Genomic DNA, 18202 nt, shown 5'->3' on the forward strand with positions numbered 1-18202 from the left:
GTCAGCTCTCCCCGGCTGCCCTGAGGCTCCGGACGACGTACTCGACGAGCTGTCCCACGGCGAGGTCGATGATCTCGTCCAGCTCCAGGCCCGCCACGAACTCGGCGAAGTTGACCTGTCTGCCGTACCGGGCCTCCAGGCCACTGGCCAGCGCCACCAGGTCGATGCTCTCCAGCTCCAGATCCTGGGTGAAGCGGGTCTCCATGGTGACCTCGATATCGTCGAGGCCGTATTCGTCGAGCATCGTCCGGAGCATCCTGGATATCTCCGCGAGCACGGCCGGTGCGTCGTCGGACGGCGCGTCGATGGCGGGTGCCGTGGCGGTCTGATTGACGGTGGTCACTGATCGCTCTCCTCGTCCTGTTCCTGGTGGTCCGGGCCGGTCGTCCAGGCCACGGCGTAGTCCCGGTCCGGCAGTCCGGGCGGGTTGGCGATGGTGATGCAGTGGACCTGGTAGCGGCGTGGGCGCTGCCCGGGGGCGGTGGCCGCCACCTCGACAATGAGCCGGGTCGTCGGTGCCGGGTCGGAGTGATCGGCTTCCGGCCGTACTTCGGCGATGGTGAGGTCACCTGGCCGGTCGCGCGGGCCGGTGCCCTCCGCCGAGGCGACCGCCTGCTTCGCGGCCCGGCCGAAGGCGGTCGCGAGGGCGCGGTCGTCGCGGTCGGCCACCTCCTCGATGGCGATACCGGGGCCCGGGGCGCCGTGTGCGCGCGGCACCACCAGGGCGACCCCGGCCTCCGCCCGGTGTGCCAGCGCGAGGGCCAGTCCGGGCAGGGTCCGGCCGTGGACGCCGATGGCGTACGGACGCCCCTCGCCGTCGTCGCGTATCCCGATCTCGGCGGGGAAGACCGGGCCCTCGCCGTGGTCCCAGAGCCATCGCCGTACGGCGTCCTTGGCCGCGATCCTGCCCAGCAGCCACTGTCTGCGGCCACGTGGCGGCTGGTGTTCATAGCCGATGCGCTCGTCGCTGCCCAGGTGGTTACGCATGATCAGATCGCGGGAGGCCAGATCGGGCCAGCGCTCATGCAGCAGTACCCAGCCGCCCGGCTGGGGCCGGGAAAGCGTGTTGCGCTGTGGGAAGCGCTCCACGGGGCGGGTGTCGGGGTGGTTGTCGAACCGGCGGTCCTGCCAGCCGGCCAGCTCCGCCCACACCTCACCGCCGGTCAGCAACTGCGCGTCGGCCTCCAGCGCGGTATCGGTCAGCGAGGTGATCCTGATCAGGCACTCCACCGGTGTGCCGGGGCTCGGATGCGGGCCGAAGAAGCGCATCAGGCGCATGCCGACCGGGAAGACCACGGTCCGTTCGGTGCGGGTCGCCATGATCCAGTAGCCGAGGAGCTGCCCTACGTTGTCCAGCAGCGCTCCGGGCGCGGGGGGCGTGGTGATCGTGCCGCGGATATGCGCATCGCCGATCGCGGTGAGCGCGGTGAGCCCCTGGAAGGCCGGGCCGTGGAACATCCAGCGCTCGGCGTAGACGAGATGTGCGGTGTGGTCGGGGCTGCGCTCGGTGGCGGGGTCGGTGGGCCAGGGGGTGGGGCGGGTCGCGGGGTGGTGGGGAGCGACTTCCACGGTGGCGCGGGCGCTGCGGCCGAAGGTGACGGTGTAGTGGCCCGCCGAGGCCGGCGTCGCGGTGACCGGGACGGTGCTGGGGGGTGCCGCCGTCACCCACTGGTCGAAGCGGGCGCCGTGGACGGCGACGGCCACGGCGCCTCCGGCCGTGTGCTCCGCCGCCGTGTGCTCCGCCGCGTCCATGAGGTGCTGGACGATGGTGGTGGCCGGGACCACGGGCCAGCGGTCCGACTCATCGGGCCAGCCGGGGCGTTGCGGGAAGAAGCAGTGGTCATGGAGGTAGGGCATGGTCTCGGTGGAGACCCGCAGATCGTGGGTGCGCGGGGTCGGTGGGCGGCTCGCCGCGATGACCGCTGTCGCGGTGGTGGCGGTCTCGTCCAGCAGGGCGAGTAGTTCGGCGGTCCAAGGAGCGTGCGGGTGCGGGGACGCGCCCTGGGGTGTGCTCACCGTTACCGGGTGCGGGTGGGGTGGTGCCCACCCGTTCCGCCCAGGGGGCACCTCCCGGCGGTAGCCGGGGGAGGAACGATTGCCCACCACTTTGCGGAGCTCGCTCAGGCGTGGCTCGCCGAGCGAGACCAGTGAACCGTTCAGGTCCAGCGCCACCGGAGGAAGCGTGGGTGTGGGGCGCGAGGCTTTACGCGACAGCGTGGGGTCCACCTCCGCCCCCTCCGTCCACAGCGCCGTGGCCACGCGGCGGAGCTGGGACACCCCGTCGCGGTGGGGGGAGTTGGCGGCCACCACCAGGTGGTCGCGACCGTGCAGCGTATCGCCGATGAGCGACCCGAGCTGGCCCGTGCCGACCTGGACGAACGCGCGGAACCCCGCCTGGTAAAGGGCCTGGGTCAGCAGCCGGAAGCGCACCGGCTCCAGCAGGTGGCGGATGAACAGCTCGCGCACTTCCGCCTCGGTCGCCGGATACGGTGCGGCGGTCGTTCCGGACCAGACGGGGATCCTGGGCGGCAGCAGCAGCTCGAAGCGTTCCGTCACGGCTCGGATGGGGTCGAGGTAGGGCGCCAGCATCGGGGTGTGGAAACCGGACTGGAAGGGCAGGAGCTGGGCGATCACGCCGTCCGCGCGCAGGGCCCGGACGAACTCCTCGACATCGTCGCGCGGTCCGCACACCATCGACTGGCTGGGCGCGTTGTCGTGCGAGAGCACGATCCGGCCGTCCGCCCGCGCCTCCAGCTCCGCGAGCACCCGTGGCGCACCGGCGCCGAGGACGGCGAAGGCCAGGCCGGGCACCCGCAGCGCGTCCGGGTCGAAGGAATCGAGGAAGGCGTCGACCTCCTCGCCCGCGTAGAGGCCGCCCACGGCCAGCGCGGTCCACTCCCCCACGCTGTGCCCGGCCACCGCGTCCGGTACGACCCCCATCCGCCGCAGCGCCGCGTCCAGCAGCCGGCCGACGCCGAAGACACCGACGCCATGGCGGCCGATGTCGCCCACGCGGGCCGCCTCGCCGAAGTGGTCCCCGGCGGGGCGGGAGAGCCCGAAGTACTCGGCGACACCGTCCACGCGGGGGACGAACTCGGCTTCGAGGCCGGGGAAGACGAAGGCGAGCTTTCCCGTGGCCGCCGGTCCCGTGGCAGCCGGGCCCGCGCCGAGCAGCGGTGCGGGGGTGAACCAGATGTCGTTGCGGCCACGCCAGGGGCGCCCCTTGGCCACCATGCGCCGGGCGAGCGCGAGCCGTTTGGCGGTGGGCTCCACGATGCCCAGCCGGGTACGGGCGTCCCGCCCCGTCACCGTCGTCCGTACGGTCGTGTCGTCCGCCGCCAGCAGGTCGGCCAGCCGCTCCGGGGTGTCCGCGGCCAGCGCCAGCACCCGCTCCGGTTCGATGACGACGGTCGTGGCGCGCTGCGCAACCGGCCCCGGGGGCTGCTCCAGCACCACATGGGCGTTGATCCCGCCGAACCCGAAGGCGTTCACGGCGGCGCGCCGTACCGGCGCCTCCCAGGGCTCGGCCGCGCCGAGCACCGAGAAGCGGGTGGCCGCCAGCGCCGGATGGGGGTCGTCGCAGTGCAGGGTGGGCAGCAGTCGGCCGTGGTGGACCGCGAGGGCGGCCTTCACCAGGCCGGCGACACCCGCGGCGGGCATGGTGTGGCCGATCATCGACTTCACCGAGCCGATGACGGCCGTCTCACCCGGAGTGCCACCAGGGCCGAAAACCTCGGCCAGCGTGGCCAGTTCGGCCGTGTCCCCGGCGGGCGTGGCGGTGCCGTGCGCCTCCAGCAGCCCGATGGCGCCCGGCTCTCGCGGATCGAGGCCCGCGGCCCGCCACGCCTGTCGTACGGCCCGGGTCTGACCGCCCGGGTCCGGGTTGACCAGACCGGTGGCGCGGCCGTCGGAGGCCACACCGGTGCCGCGGATCACCGCGTAGACGCGGTCGCCGTCGCGGAGTGCGTCGTCGAGCCGCTTGAGGACGACCACACCGGTGCCCTCGCCGATCAGCAGGCCGTCGGCCGCGCGATGGAAGGGCCGGATCCGCTGGCTCGGCGACAGCGCGCGCAACTGTGAGAACACGCTCCACAGGGTGATGTCGTGGCAGTGGTGCACCCCGCCCGCGAGCATCGCATCGCACCGGCCCGAGGCCAGCTCCCCCACCGCCTGGTCGACGGCGACGAGCGAGGAGGCGCAGGCGGCGTCCACGGTGTACGCGGGGCCGCGCAGATCGAGCCGGTTGGCGATGCGCGAGGCGGCGAGGTTGGGCACCAGGCCGATGGCCGCCTCGGGTCGGTCCGGGCCGAGGCGCTCGGTGAACGCGGCCCGTACGAGGTCGAGTTGGCCGGGACCGAGGTCGGGCAGCAGCTCACCGAGGGTCCGTACGAGCTGGTGGGCGGTGCGCACCCGCTGGTCGAGCCGGACCAGCCCGGGGGTGAGATAGCCGCCCCGGCCCAGCACCACACCCACCCGCTGCCGGTCGGGGAGCCGGACCTCACCGCCCGCGTCGGCGATGGCCTCCGCCGCGACGCCCAGGGCGATGAGCTGGTCGGGTTCGGTGCCGGACACCGAGTTCGGCATGATCCCGAACCGCGCGGCCTCGATCCGGGCGAACTCGTCCACGAATCCGCCCCGTCGGCAGTACACCCGGTCGGGCACGGCGGGTGTGTCGCCACCGCCGTCCGGGGCGTAGAAACCGGCGTCCCACCGCCCGGCCGGGACGTCGCTGATGGCGTCCACGCCGCCGACCAGATTGCGCCAGTAGGTGTCCAGGTCCGGGGAGCCGGGCAGCAGCACGGACATGCCGACGATGGCCACCGGCGGCTGCCGATGCGCCTGCCCGTCCGTCACCCTCACCAGTCCGAGGCGGTGTAGACGACGGATCCCGTGGACTCCTCGCCCCAGGCCAGCTCGCGCAGCAGCGCCAGCGTGCCCTCCTCGGGGTCGATGAGCGAGATGCCGCGCCGGGCGTACTCGCGGCCCAGCTCCGGTGTGACCATCCCGCCATGGGTGCCCGTCGGTGCCCAGGGGCCCCAGTGCACGGTCAGCGCCCGTCGGCCGGTGCGGTCCCGCCAGCGCGCGCCGAGGGTCTCCAGCGTGTCGTTGGCCGCCGCGTAGTCCACCTGGCCGCGGTTGCCGAGGGCGGCGGCGATGCTGCCGAACAACACGGCGAACGCCGGTGGTTCGGGCAGCTCCGCCAGCGCGTCCAGCAGCGTCCGGGCTCCCTCCACCTTGGTGGCGTACACCCGCTGGAAGGATTCGGCGGACTTCTCCGCGATCAGCCGGTCCTCGATCACACCGGCCCCGTAGACGACACCGTCCAGCCGTCCGTGGTCGGCGTGGATCTGCTTCACCTCCTGGAGCACCGCTTCGGCGTCCCGGAAGTCCACCGATCGATAGCGGACCCGGCTGCCCAGGGCGGTCAGCTCCTCGATGGTCGCGGCGACCTCCCGCCGCGCCAGGATCCGGGCGGCCTCCCGCTGGATCTCGGCGGGTCCCAGCCCGCCCCGGGCCGCGAGCGCCGCGCGCAGGGCCGTCTCGTCGCGGGCCCCGACGGTGGCCGGGTCCTCGGGGCCGACGGGCTCCGGCGTACGGCCGAGCAGCTCGATCCGGCAGCGGGCGGCGGACGCGAGGGTGGCGGCACACCGCGCGGTGATGCCCCGCGCCCCGCCGACCAGCACCACCACCGCGTCCCGGTCCAGACCGAGCGCGACGGCCTCCGCCGCGCCGTCCCCGGCGGGCCCGGCACCCGAAGCGGCGAGCGCGCCCAGCGGGGCCTCCACAAGGTCCAGCCGGTGGCGCCGCCCTTCCGCGGTGCGCAGCACGACGGGCGTACGGTCCGGGGCGAGCAACTCGTCGAGCAGCCCGTCGGCCACGATGTCGGCGAAGCTGGGCGCGTTGGGGGAATTGGGGGAATCGGGACCATCGGGGGAATGGGGCGCTTCGGGGGATCCGGAGGCGTCGGTGGAATCGGCCACGTCGGCCGCACCGGCCACGTCGGCGGACCCGGTCGCATCGGCGGGGAACTCCACCAGTCTGGTGACCATGTCCGGGTACTCCCTGGCCACCGTGCGGAAGACCCCACGCAGCCCGGCCGTGCGTGCGGCGAGCGGGTCGGTGCGGCGGAGCGCCAGCAGCCAGTGCGGGGCGCGCCGCAGGGCCGACTGGAGGGCCGTGAACGCCTCCGGCAGCACCGGCGCGCCGGAGGTGGCCAGCGGATCGAGCAACAGCACACCGTCCACCCGGCCGTCGTCCTCGGTGAGCGGATGCCCGGCGGCGAGGCGGACGGCCTCGGCACCGCGCTCGACGAGGCGGGCGGCCACCGCCTCGGCCACCCCGTCGCCCTCCCCGCCGAGCAGGGCGAAGCGCCGACCGGTCAGATCGCGCGGTGCGGCGGCACCGTCGCCGGGTGCGCCGAGCGGCACGGGCATCAGCCGCAGCCGCTTGGGCGCCACACCGGCCACTGCCAAGGGCTCGGCCACGGGCTCGGCCACGGCCACCGCCTCGGGCTCGGCCGCCGCCTCCTCCGCCACCGGCTCCGGTTCGTCGGGCGGTGTCGCGGAGTGCGCGGGGGCGGGGGCGAGGCGGGCGGTGAGCCAGTCGGTAACGGCGGCGGTGGTACGGGCCTTGGCCAGCTCCTCCAGCTCCTCGTCGCCCAGGGCGGCGGTGTCCGCGCCCGCGACACCGAGTCGCCGCGCCAACTCGCCCGCAATCTCGGCGCGTTTGATGGAGTCGATGCTGAGATCGGCTTCGAGGTCGAGGTCGGGTTCGATCATGTCGACCGGATAGCCGGTGCGTTCGCTGATGATCTCGGAGACCGCGCGCAGCACATCGGGCCCGGTGGCAGGTGCGGGCGGGGCGAATGCGGATGACACGGCTGCGACCGGCGCGGCGGCCCCTGAGGTGGCGGCCACCGCAGCAGCAGCCACCGGCGCGGCGGCCACCGGGCCGAGCTCGGCGGGCAAGGGTGCGGCCGAAGCGACCGGAGCCGGTGGCGACCCGTGCCGTTCGCCCGGCGCCCCGCCGAAGTAGGTGAGAAGCACATCGCGCTGGGCGGCGATCATCTCCCGGCTGGTCCTGAGGAACTCCGAGATCAGGGCGTCCCTGCCCGCGTGCTCGCCGCCACCCGTCCGATCGGTCTGGCTCACCGTCGCCTCCATGACACGTCGCGCCGGTGCCAGCGCACCGGGAAGGAGCTCACCGTCCGCGGTGCGGACCAGGTGTCCGTCGACCGTCCAGCCGGGCCGTTTCGGTGGCGGGGCGGATCCCGCCGCCACCGCGTCCCGGCCGTGGAACAGCCAGCCCGTACGCACCGGAACACCGGCGACGGCCAGCCGGGCGAGGGTGTCGAGAAAACCCCGCGGTCCGGCGGAGCCGGTACGCCGCCCCTCGCAGGCGAGGGCGAGGTGCGGACGGCCGTCGAGGATCTCCCCCACCAGCCGGGTGAGCACCGTCCCAGGACCGGCCTCCACGAAGATCCGCGCGCCCGCCTCGTACATGGCCTCGATCTGCGCCACGAAGCGGACGGGCGCGCCGATCTGGGCGGCGAGTTCGGCGCGCATGGCGTCCGGCTCCGCGCCGTGCGGGGCGGCGGTGCGGTTCGCCCAGACGGGGAACTCGGCCGCCCGCACCGGATAAACGGCCAGCGCCTCGGCGAACCGCGCACCGGCCCCGGCCACCAGCGGGCTGTGGAAAGCGCAGGCCACCGGGATCCGTTTGACCGAGTGCCCGGCCGCCCGCAGCAGCCGCACCGCCTCCTGGATGTCCCGCTCGGGCCCGGAGATCACGGTCTGCCGTGGCGCGTTGTGGTTGGCGGTCACCACCCGCTCGGCGAGCCCGGCCGCCCGCAGCACCGGCTCGACCTCGCCGGGGGGCGCGGTCACGGCCGCCATGGTGCCGGGCTCCTCCCCGGCGGCCTCGGCGGCGCCGAGGATGGCGGCCGCCCGCTCGGCGCTCAACCGCGGCAGCGTACGGGGGTCGAGGGCGCCCGCGGCGCACAGCGCGACCAGTTCGCCGTAGCTGTGTCCGGCCGCCATGTCGGGCCGGACCCCGGCGGAGGTCAGCAGGGTGTACGCGGCGAGCCCGACCATTCCCAGTGCGGGCTGGGCCACCCGGGTATCGGTGATGGCGGTGCGCTGTGCGGTCTGTCCGGCCTCGTCGAAGGCGGCCGGGGGATACAGCGCGTCGGCGTAGGCGCGTCCGTGGCGCAACTGGCGCTGGAGTTCGGGGAAGGTGACGAAGGCGTCGGCGAACATCCCGGGCCGCTGGCTGCCCTGCCCGGGGAAGAGAAAGGCGACCTTGCCACGCTCCGGCGCGTCGCCGGTCCCCTTGGCCTCTTCGGCCGGCTCCGGGGCGATGTGCGGCCCGTCCGGTCCGCGTGGCCCCGGGCCCGGCGGATCGCCCGCGAGCACCTGCCGTAATCCTGCGGCCAGGTCGTCCAGGTCCGCGGCCACCACGGCCACCCGGACCGGCTCCTGCCCGGCATCGGCCCGCCGGGAGGCGGTCAGCGCGAGGTCGCGCAGCCGCCATGGCCGTCCGGCCGTGTCATTGGCCATGAGCTGGTCGAGTGTCTCCTGGACCACCCGCAGCGCCGCCGCCCGGTCGGCCCCGCGGAAGAGGAACAGCTCGGCGGGCCAGACGTCCAGCCCCTGTGCGGGTGGTGCTCCCCGGCCGTGTGCCGCCAGCACCACATGGAAGTTGGTCCCGCCGAAGCCGAACGCACTGACACCGGCCACCCGTTCGGCGGGCGCGGCGGCCCATGGCCGGGCCCGGGTGTGGAAGGCGAAGGGGCTGCGGTCCGCGTCCCATGCCTCGTTGGGCCTGGTCAGATGCAGTGTCGGTGGTGTGATGCCGGTGTACAGCGCCATCGCGGCCTTCACCAGTCCGGCGAGCCCCGCGGCGCATTTGGTGTGCCCGATCTGGGACTTCACCGAGCCCAGCGCACACGCCCCCGGTGCGGCCCCTGCGTCGGTGAACACCTCGCCGAGGACGGTGAGTTCGGTACGGTCGCCGACGACCGTGCCGGTGCCGTGCGCCTCGATCAGGCCGACGTCGGCGGGCGAGAGGTGGGCATTGGCGTACGCGCGCTCCAGTGCGGCCCGCTGACCCTCGGGGCGCGGGGCGGTCAGCCCGAGCGAGCGGCCGTCGCTGGAGGAGCCGACACCCTTGATGACGCCGTAGACGCGGTCGCCGTCCCGTTCGGCGTCGGCCAGCCGTTTGAGGACGACGCAGGCGACGCCCTCGCCGAGCGCGATTCCGTCGGCGGAGCTGTCGAAGGTGCGGGAGCGGCCGGTCGGGGAGAGGGCGTGCACCGAGGAGAAGAGCACATAGTCGTTGATGCCGTTGTGCAGATCGGCGCCGCCGCACAGTACGAGGTCGCTGGTGCCGGCGGTCAGCTCCTTGCAGGCCACGTCCACGGCGGCCAGCGATGACGCGCATGCGGCGTCCACGGTGTAGTTGGCACCGCCGAGGTCGAGCCGGTTGGCGATCCGCCCGGAGATGACGTTGGCGAGCATGCCGGGGAAGGAGTCCTCGGTGAGCCGGGGCAACTGGTCCACCAGGTCCCTCGGCACCTCGCGGACATAGCGCGGCAGGACGGCGCGGAGCGTCTGGGTGTTGGACAGATCGCTGCCCGCCTCGGCGCCGAACACCACGGAGGCGCGGGAGCGGTCGAAGGTCCGGCCACCGTCACCGGGGGCGCCGTACCCGGCGTCGTCCAGGGCCCGGCGGGCGGCCTCCAGGGCCAGCAGTTGAACGGGTTCGATGCTGCCGAGCGAGGCCGGGGGGATGCCGTAGCGCAGCGGGTCGAAGGGGACAGGGGGCAGGAAGCCGCCCCATTTGGAGGCGGAGGCGCCGTCCTTGTCGCCCGTGTAGTGGACGGCGGGGTCCCAGCGCTCGGCGGGCACTTCGGTGACGGCGTCCACACCGCCCACCACATTGGCCCAGAACGAGGCGAGGTCGGGCGCCTGCGGAAACATGCACGCCATGCCGACCACGGCCACGTCCAGTGGCGCGGGCGCCTCGGCAGCCACTCGGTCCGAGGCCACGCCCAGGCCCTCGCACACCGCCTCGGCGCGTGCGGTGAGGAAGTCGGCGGCGCCGGGGCCCACCGCATGGTGCAGGGCGCCGATCGTGGTGGTGGCCGAGCGCAGCACGGCCACCTGTCCTGCCATGAACATCCCGCCGTTGAGCTGGTGTTCCTCGTCCACCGAAGTCAACGCGCCATCGGACCCGCGGTCCATGCCCTTGCTGGCGATCCTCAGCCGTCCCACATTCAGCCGCTCCAGCCGCTCCCAGACCTCCCGGTCCGGCAGGCCCTCGTTCCGCAGCCGCTCCCTGACGGTGTCGAAGCTCTCGGTGAAGGGGCTGGGCACGCAGCGGGTGGCATGGCCGGGGGCGGTCTCCAGCAGCACGGTGTGCTCGGCGGCCACCACGTGGCGCTGGAAGAGTGGCTGTACGGCGCCGTGTGCCACCGCCTCCTCGGTGAAGAGATACGCGGTGCCCATCAGCGAGCCGATGGCGACGCCGCGCCGGGTGAGCGGGGCGGCGAGCGCGGCCACCATCGCGGCGGAGCGTTCGTCGTGCACTCCCCCGGCGAAGAGGATCTCGATGCCCGCGCCGTCGGTCCCGTCTGTGCTGTCGGCCGCGTCGGTCCCGTCGATGCCGTCGGTGTTCGCCGTACGACGCGGGTCGTGCGCGGTGTCGTCGAGGAAGTCCTCGACGACGGCGATCTGGGCCTCCCATAACGGGAAGCTGTTGCGCGGCCCCACGTGGCCGCCGCATTCGGAGCCCTCGAAGACGAACCGCCGGGCCCCGGCCTGGAGGAACTGGCGCAGCAGCCCCGGCGAGGGCACATGCAGATAGGTGGCGATGCCGTCCCGCTCCAGCGCCTTGGCCTGGGACGGCCGTCCGCCCGCGATGATGGCGTGGCTGGGGCGGATCTCCCGTACGGCCTCGAGCTGGGCGTTCCTGATCTCCTCGGGTGCGAAGCCGAGAACCCCGACGCCCCAGGGGCGGCCGTCCAGCGCGGCCGCGGCCTCCTCCAGCATGGTGCGCGCCTGCTCACGTCCGGCCAGGGCGAGCGCGATGAACGGCAGCGCTCCCCCGGCGGCGACGGCGCAGGCGAACCCTCCCTGGTCGCTGACCCGGGTCATCGGGCCCTGTGCGATGGGCAGCCGGGTGCCGAGGCGGGTGCTCAGCGGGGCGCCGGGGCGCAGCGCGGTGACGGCGGAGCCGTTCCGTACGGCCTCGTGCGCGGCCTCCCGGATGGCGTCGGTGATGCCCCGGACGGTGCAGCCCACATCCCGCCATCGCTCGGCGAACTGGGCTGCCAGGAAGCCATCCTGACCCACCGTCAGACTTGGCTGGATGTGCTGCGTGGCGCGCCCCCTGCGTCGCAGGACGCGGCGCCCGTCGAGGACGGTGGTCTCGGAGCCGTCCATGGAGCGGATGACGGCGGCCCGGTCCTCCGGGAGCCCCGATTCGGCGAGCAGGGCGAGTTGGGTGTCGAGCACGACCCCGGCCGCGCCGCCGAGTACGGAGGCCGCGGCGGTGTGTGGGCCGATGCCGCCGCAGGCCCACACCGGTAAGGGCACCCGGGGGTCGGCGAGGAGCCGCTGGAGCAGGACAAAGGTGCCCAACGCCCCGATCCGCCCGCCGCTCTCACTGCCCCGGGCGATCAGCCCGTGCACTCCGGCACGGACGGCCTCGAGCGCCTCGTCCAGGTCGGTGACCTCGGCCAGCACACGGCAGCGGTCGGAGACGGCCTCCACCGGCCAGGGCGAATCCACCCCGAGCACCACCGTATGCGGACCGGACGCGCCGCCCTCCGGGCCGCCGGTGGCCGGGGCGTCCGGCAGGTCCGCGGGGGTGAGGCGGCAGCCCGCCGCGGCCCGCACCCCGTACCGTCCGTCGGCCACCCACTCGCCGATGTCCTCCCACGCCTGGCGGGCCTCGCGGCCCGTTGTTCCCAGGTCGAGAACGCCGAGACCGCCGGCGCGGCTGACCGCTGCGGCGAGTCTGGCGTCCGGTTCCCCGAAGGGAGTGATGCCGATGACAAGATCGCCGGCGTCCACGGCGGATGACATGTTTTCTCCGAAAATCGCTAGCGCAGCAGGAAAGGGAGATAATTCGGGCAACGCATGTCGAACGTATGGCACGGGAATCCCGCGAAACGGCGCGGGCTGAAATTAGCCACTTCATTACTGAAGAGTCAACAAGCAGTCGCAAGCCTGTGCCGCGACGGGCTGATTCTCGCCAGCCGCGAAGACATCGGTGGCGTCGCCACCTCCTCCCCCTCTGTTAAACGTTCATATATCTCAGGTGAAAGAGATCGCTGCCGAAGGTATGCCGGGGCGCATGAGTGAACCTTGCTTGCGCCTAACCTGCGCGGACTCCGGATCCTGATTTCGCTGTCGCGAATTTCGTGTACAGGCAGGAGTTGCGGGGCGGCCCGGGCGGGCGGCCACGCCTCTCGGGCGGCCCGGGCGGGTGGCCACGCGGGCCATCCGCCCGGGCCGGTATCAGTCGGTCACCTCCGTCGCGGACGACGCCTCGAGCAGATCCCGGACCTCGTCGGCGCCCGTCTCCCGCAGTTCCTCGCCGACCAGCAGCCACCGGGTGATGCCGATGGATTCCAGGAACGGCAGATCGTGGCTGGAGACCACGAGCGCGCCCTCGTAGGAGTCCAGCGCGCTCGTCAGTTGCCGCACACTGGCCATGTCGAGGTTGTTGGTCGGCTCGTCGAGCAGCAGCAACTGCGGGGCCGGTGCGGCGAGAATGGTGGCCGCGAGGGCGGCCCGGAAACGTTCGCCACCCGAGAGGGTGCCGGCCGGCTGTTCCGCCCGCGCCCCCTTGAACAGGAAGCGCGCGAGCTGGGAGCGGATCTGGTTGTCGGTGATCCCGGGCGCCCGGCGCGCCACGTTCGCCGCCACGCTCAGCTCGTCGTCCAGCACATCCAGCCGCTGGGGGAGGAACCGCAGCGGCACAAACGCCGTGGCCTCCCCGGAGAGCGGGGCGAGCTGGCCGGTGAGGGTGCGCAGCAGTGTGGTCTTGCCCGCTCCGTTGCGCCCCACCAGCGCGATGCGCTCGGGCCCCTGCACATGGAGGGTGGCCTCGCGCAACGCGCCGTACCGGGGGCGCAGTTCACTCAGGCTGAGCACGGTGCGGCCCGCGGGCACGGCGGTGTGCGGCAGGCTCACCCGGATCTCGGCGTCGTCGCGGACCGCCTCGGCGGCCTCCTCACGCCGTTCGCGCGCCTCGTGGAGGCGGTCTTCCTGGAGGTCGCGGAGCTTTCCGGCGGACTCCTGCGCGGACCGCTTGCGGGCACCGGCGACGATTCTCGGGGCCCGCCGCTCGACGTCCATCTTCTTGCTGTTCCGCTGACGGCGGGCCAGTTTGATGTGGGTCTCCTCCAGTTCGCGCTTTTGCCGACGCACATCCGCCTCGGCGACCCGCAGCATCCGCGCGGCCACCTCCTGCTGGGTGGCCAGCGCCTCCCGGTAGGCGGACCAGCCGCCGCCGTACCAGGTCACCGACCCGGACCGCAGTTCGGCGATGCGATCCACCCGCTCCAGCAGCTCACGGTCGTGGCTGACCACGACCAGCACACCGGAGCGCCAGGAGTCCACGGCGCCGTAGAGCCGCCGCCGTGCGAACAGGTCGAGGTTGTTGGTGGGTTCGTCGAGCAGCAGGACATCGGGGCGCTCCAGGAGCAGGGCGGCCAGGCGCAGCAGTACGGTCTCCCCGCCGGAGAGGTGGCCGACGGTGCGGTCCAATTCGACATCGCCGAGCCCGAGTGAGCCCAGTGTCGCCAGGGCCCGCTCCTCGACGTCCCAGTCGTCGCCGATCGTCTCGAAGTGGGCCTCGTCGACGTCTCCGGACTCGATGGCGCTCAGGGCTGCGCGCCGCTCGGCGATGCCCAGTGCCTGGTCGACGCGGAGGGTGGTGTCGAGGGTGATGTTCTGCGGAAGGTAGGCGAGGCTCCCGCCGACGGTCACCGACCCCTGCGCGGGACGCAGCCGGCCGGCGATCAGCCGCAGCAGGGTGGACTTGCCACTGCCATTGGTGCCGACGAGGCCGGTGCGGCCCCGTCCGATGCCGAGCGAGAGCCCGTCGAAGACGCTCGTGCCGTCGGGCCACTGGAAGGACAGGGCCGAGCAGGTCACGGAGGCGCTGGGGGTGGGGGTTGCTGCCATGGTGTTCTCGCATTCGCAAGCGCTGTGAAAAGGGGCTACGTATGCGAGCACCACGCGGCGACCAAGCCGGGAAAACGGGTGCGGCCCTCCGAAGGGTGAGGGACGGCTGATGCACCGAGGTCGCATTCACACGGGTCACGGGCGGCGAGAAGGCCGACTACGACGTGACGGGCTACGGCTTGTGCCGTACCGCGTGATGATCGCGAACCTCAGATACGCAACGTCCACCTCTATCGGAGACAACAGGACCCCGGAAGTGTAGCGCAGCCGTGGTGGGTGATGTCGTGTGCGCGGCCGGACGGGGCCGCGGTGCCACCTTCCTGCCAACCTTTCCCGCGCCCCCCGCTTCCGCGGCCGACCGCCGTTACGATCACCCGCGTGACCTGGCGGCGCACCGGTTCCGAGGCGCGCTGCCCGTTTCGGATCGCATCGGATTCAAAGGGCGTGAGAAGTGAGTAGCCGGTTGAGCATCGCGGCCGTGTCGGCCGTCTCCCTGGTGGCATTCCTGGGTGGTACGACGGTGGCCACGGCCCAGGAGTCCGACCCGGCGCCGAAGTCCTGTGACGGTGTCCGGCTGACCGGCGAGCTTCCGGTTCCGGCGCCCGGCCAGTCCGTCTCGGGACAGATCACCATAGGCGCGGACTGCAAGCCGGAGCCGGTCTCCGTCCAGCGCGGCCCGGCATCGGCGGGCTCGGCCCGCACCGCCGCCGCCGGGCATAAGCTGCGTGGCTGGAACGAGATGTACGACTGTTGCAACATCCGGATGACGGGGCTGTACACCGCCTCCTCGTGGGACACGGCGAACGGCCGCGTCACCACCGGCGGCACGACGGCCACCCAGGAGTGGAACCGCGAGCCGTGGGACGCCGGTTGGTCGCTCACCTCGCAGACCGCGAAGGACGACTGCGCCACCGACTGCGCCGAGGTCAACTCCGAGGCACACGCCGACTTCGCGTACCAGGGCGTCTTCGATCCGACCGGCGACTGGTACAACAACACCCACCACTCCTACGTCCAGTTGAAGGCCGACGGGACGGCGAGCTGCCGCTTCGATGTGGAGCTGCGGCACACCTTCGTGGGGTGGAACTGGCGGTACGGCTGCGAGTGACCGCACCGGCGGCGCGGTAGCACACGACTGGCCCGCGCCTGACGCGATCGAGGTGGCCGGAGTCCCGGGCGAACACCGCCCGGGACCCGGTCAGACGGGGTGCGGCGTCACGATGCCCCGGCACACCCGAGCAGTATCCGGGCCAGCTCGCGCGGCTGGGAGAACATCGGCCAGTGGCCGGTGTCCATCTCGACCAGCCGCCAGTGCTCGCTCTTCAGCAGCTCGGCCACGTCGTCCGTCGGCTCGGGGCCGTCGAGCAGACACTTGATGTACGTGGCGGGCAGCCCGCCGAGCGGGCGCGCCAGCACGGCCGGCTCGGACAGTGTGGCGCCCGGATGCGGCGTGGAGCCGCCCACGATCCGCGCGATCTGCTCCTCCGTGAGCCCCTGACCGCGGAAGTCGGCCTCGGCCAGGGGCGCCCAGAAGCCGCCGTTCGCGGCCATCGACGCCTCCACCATGGCCCGCCCACCGGGCCAGGCCGACAGGAACGACTCACCGTCCGCCGGAACGTTGGAGTCCACGAACACCACATGGGCCAGCCGGTCGCCGATGCGCTCGGCGGCCTGACCGACCGGGATACCCGAATAGCTGTGCCCCACCAGAACCACATCTCGCAGATCGAGGCGCTCGATCTCGCCGACGATGTCCTGGACGTGGGTCTGCTGCCCGGCCCGCACACCCTGCTTCTCGGCGAGTCCGGACAGCGTGAGGGCATGGACGCCGTGCCCGGCCGCCCGCAGCTCCGGCACCACCCCGTCCCATGCCCACGACCCCAGCCACGCGCCCGCCACCAGTACGAATTCCGTCATGGCGGCAAGGTAGCGCGGGGGTGTGACAACGGCCCCGACCCTTCGGGTAAGCCTCCGGCGACCTCGGCTCAACGGGCTTCGGAACGGGCTTCGAAAGGCATACGGGCCCCGCTCACGGCTGAACTCCACACTCGCCACTGACCGTAATTAGTTGTCGTCTCAAGGGAGTTCCTGCCGGATGCCTTTACCCGCACCCACGCACTCCACCACTATGGGCACCCGTCTCACTGCCGGTGACGCGAGGAGTCGCGAGGGTGACCGACCAGCACGGAACCGAGCCCGATGCCACCGCCGGGCAGCGGCCGTACGCCCAACTGTCCGACGCGGAACTCACCGAGCGGATCCGCTGCGGGGCGCCCACCGCCCTCCCGGCCACGCAGCAACTGCGGGAGCGCCACCTGTCGGCGGTGCTGTCCTACGCCCGGCTCTGCACCAGGACCCGGAGTGACGCCGACCAGCTCGCCGATCTGTCCTTCGGCCTCGCCGCGCAGGAGACCTGTCGCGGTATCGACCCCTGGGGACCATGGCGGCACCATCTGCTGCTGCTCGTCCAGCGGGTGGCCGCCACCTGGGCGGAGGGCAACCGGGCGGAGAGGCTGGACCCCACGTTCGCCGAGTGGCTCGGCCGCTCCGGTGTCACCGCGGACCGCGAGGCCGGACACCGGAGGTCGCGGGAGCGTTCGGCCATGCTGAGTGGCTTCCTCACTCTCTCGGCGCGCACCCGTGATGTCCTGTGGTACAGCGTGGTGGAGGAGGATCTCGACACGGCGGTGGCCACCTTCGCGGGGCTGGCGCCGCACACCGTCCCCACGCTCCGGGAGACGGCACGGAGCGCTCTGCGCGAGGCGTGGCTGCGGACCCATCTGGAGCGTGGCGGCGAGCAGACCTGCCAGGGGTTCCGGGGCCTGATCGAGGCGGCGGTACGGCCGGACAGCCCCCGGCGCTGCGACGACCTGGACCGCCATCTGTCCGCCTGCCCATCGTGTGCCGGGGTGTACGGCGACCTGATACGGATGGACGAGGATCCCCGGACCGTGCTCGCCGACGGGCTCCTGGGGTGGGGCGGGGCGGCCTACGTCACGGCGGGGCCGGTCAGCGGTCTGCCCTCGGTGGGATCGGCGACGCCGTCGCACGCGCAGCCGCGGCAGCCGGACCCACCGCTGGTCCCCGCTCCCCCGCCGCCGTATGCCCCCGCCGAGACCGCGGGGGTCCCCGGAGTCACGGGGGCCGCCGGGGACGCTGGCGTCGTGCCGAACGCGCCGAACGTGCCTGACGTGCCGATGGACGGTGAATCCGCGGGCCGGTGGCGCCGACCGGCCTGGACGGGCTCCCGGCCGCCCGCGATGACCGCGCTGATCGTGGTGGCGGCCGCGGCGGCGGTGGCCGCCACGGTCGCGGTCCTGGTGTCCGGCGGGGACGACATGACCCCGGCCGGTCGCACGAACACACCTCCGCCCGCGTCCGCCACCGCCACCCCCTCGCCTCCTTCGGCTCAGCCGACGACGGATCCCCCGACCCCGACGCGGCGACCACAGCAACCGCCGAACCCCGGTGGCATGACCGAACCGTCCACAACCGCCCCCGCCACGCCTTCCCCGAGTACCGCCCCGCCGCCCGGCGCCCCGATTCCGAGCGACACCTACACGGCGGTGATCAACGCCGAATCCGGGCTCTGTCTGGACATCCGCGACCAGCGGCTGGAGAAGCGCACGGACGCCGTCCTGGCCCGGTGCGCCGGGACCGACACCCAGCGGTGGCGGCTGGACTCCGAGGGGCTGCTGCACACCGAGGCCGACCCCCACTTCTGCCTGGACTCGCGTGGCGACACCGAACGGGGTGTCGGCATCTGGCCGTGTTCCTCCGCCGAGGGCGACAACGGCGAGAACCTGCGGTTCGTGGTCGACCGCCAGGGGTTGATACGCCCTCATATCGCACCGGACTTCGCCGTCACCCCGGACGGCGACGACCCCGACAGCCAGGTCGAGCTGCGCTCGGCCGACGACCGGAACGACCAGCGGTGGACCACCGGCCACGCCGACGCCTCGGCCGATGTGTCCGTATCGGGGCCCGCCCCGACGCGGTGACCA

The 18202-nt window shown here is 73.1% G+C and carries 7 protein-coding genes; 2 read left to right on the plus strand and 5 right to left on the minus strand.

Annotated elements, in window-relative coordinates; genetic code table 11:
- Position 1: 1 nt before the first annotated feature.
- The 4 genes from ACK1X7_RS03860 to ACK1X7_RS03875 form a co-directional block, all read right to left on the minus strand.
- Positions 2-343 carry an acyl carrier protein gene (locus ACK1X7_RS03860; protein WP_385151882.1) on the minus strand — a complete coding sequence of 114 codons (342 nt, stop codon included), beginning with the start codon at positions 341-343 and terminating at the stop codon, positions 2-4.
- A complete protein-coding gene (locus tag ACK1X7_RS03865; RefSeq protein WP_413114628.1) occupies positions 340-4860 on the minus strand; it encodes a beta-ketoacyl synthase N-terminal-like domain-containing protein in 4521 nt (1506 codons plus the stop codon). The genes ACK1X7_RS03860 and ACK1X7_RS03865 overlap by 4 nt, the downstream gene beginning before the upstream one ends.
- A complete protein-coding gene (locus ACK1X7_RS03870) occupies positions 4857-12089 on the minus strand; it encodes an SDR family NAD(P)-dependent oxidoreductase (RefSeq protein WP_413114629.1) in 7233 nt (2410 codons plus the stop codon). Before ACK1X7_RS03870 ends, ACK1X7_RS03865 begins: the two co-directional genes overlap by 4 nt.
- A 435-nt stretch (positions 12090-12524) precedes the next feature.
- A complete protein-coding gene (locus ACK1X7_RS03875) occupies positions 12525-14198 on the minus strand; it encodes an ABC-F family ATP-binding cassette domain-containing protein (RefSeq protein WP_413114630.1) in 1674 nt (557 codons plus the stop codon).
- Between the two features lie 463 nt (positions 14199-14661).
- Between ACK1X7_RS03875 and ACK1X7_RS03880 the strand changes: the two genes are divergently transcribed.
- Positions 14662-15306 carry a hypothetical protein gene (locus ACK1X7_RS03880; RefSeq protein WP_385150239.1) on the plus strand — a complete coding sequence of 215 codons (645 nt, stop codon included), beginning with the start codon at positions 14662-14664 and terminating at the stop codon, positions 15304-15306.
- Positions 15307-15413: 107 nt separating this feature from the next.
- Here the strand turns inward: ACK1X7_RS03880 and ACK1X7_RS03885 are convergent, their stop codons facing one another.
- Positions 15414-16115 carry an alpha/beta fold hydrolase gene (locus tag ACK1X7_RS03885; protein WP_385150235.1) on the minus strand — a complete coding sequence of 234 codons (702 nt, stop codon included), beginning with the start codon at positions 16113-16115 and terminating at the stop codon, positions 15414-15416.
- 254 nt (positions 16116-16369) lie between these two features.
- Here ACK1X7_RS03885 and ACK1X7_RS03890 point away from each other — a divergent pair, with 254 nt between their 5' ends.
- Positions 16370-18199: a ricin-type beta-trefoil lectin domain protein gene (locus ACK1X7_RS03890; RefSeq protein WP_413114631.1), complete on the plus strand. Its 1830-nt coding sequence runs from the start codon at positions 16370-16372 to the stop codon at positions 18197-18199.
- The last annotated feature ends 3 nt before the right edge of the window (positions 18200-18202 follow it).

The organism is Streptomyces sp. CY-1 (assembly GCF_047218265.1).
In the GTDB taxonomy this organism is placed as follows: domain Bacteria; phylum Actinomycetota; class Actinomycetes; order Streptomycetales; family Streptomycetaceae; genus Streptomyces; species Streptomyces niphimycinicus.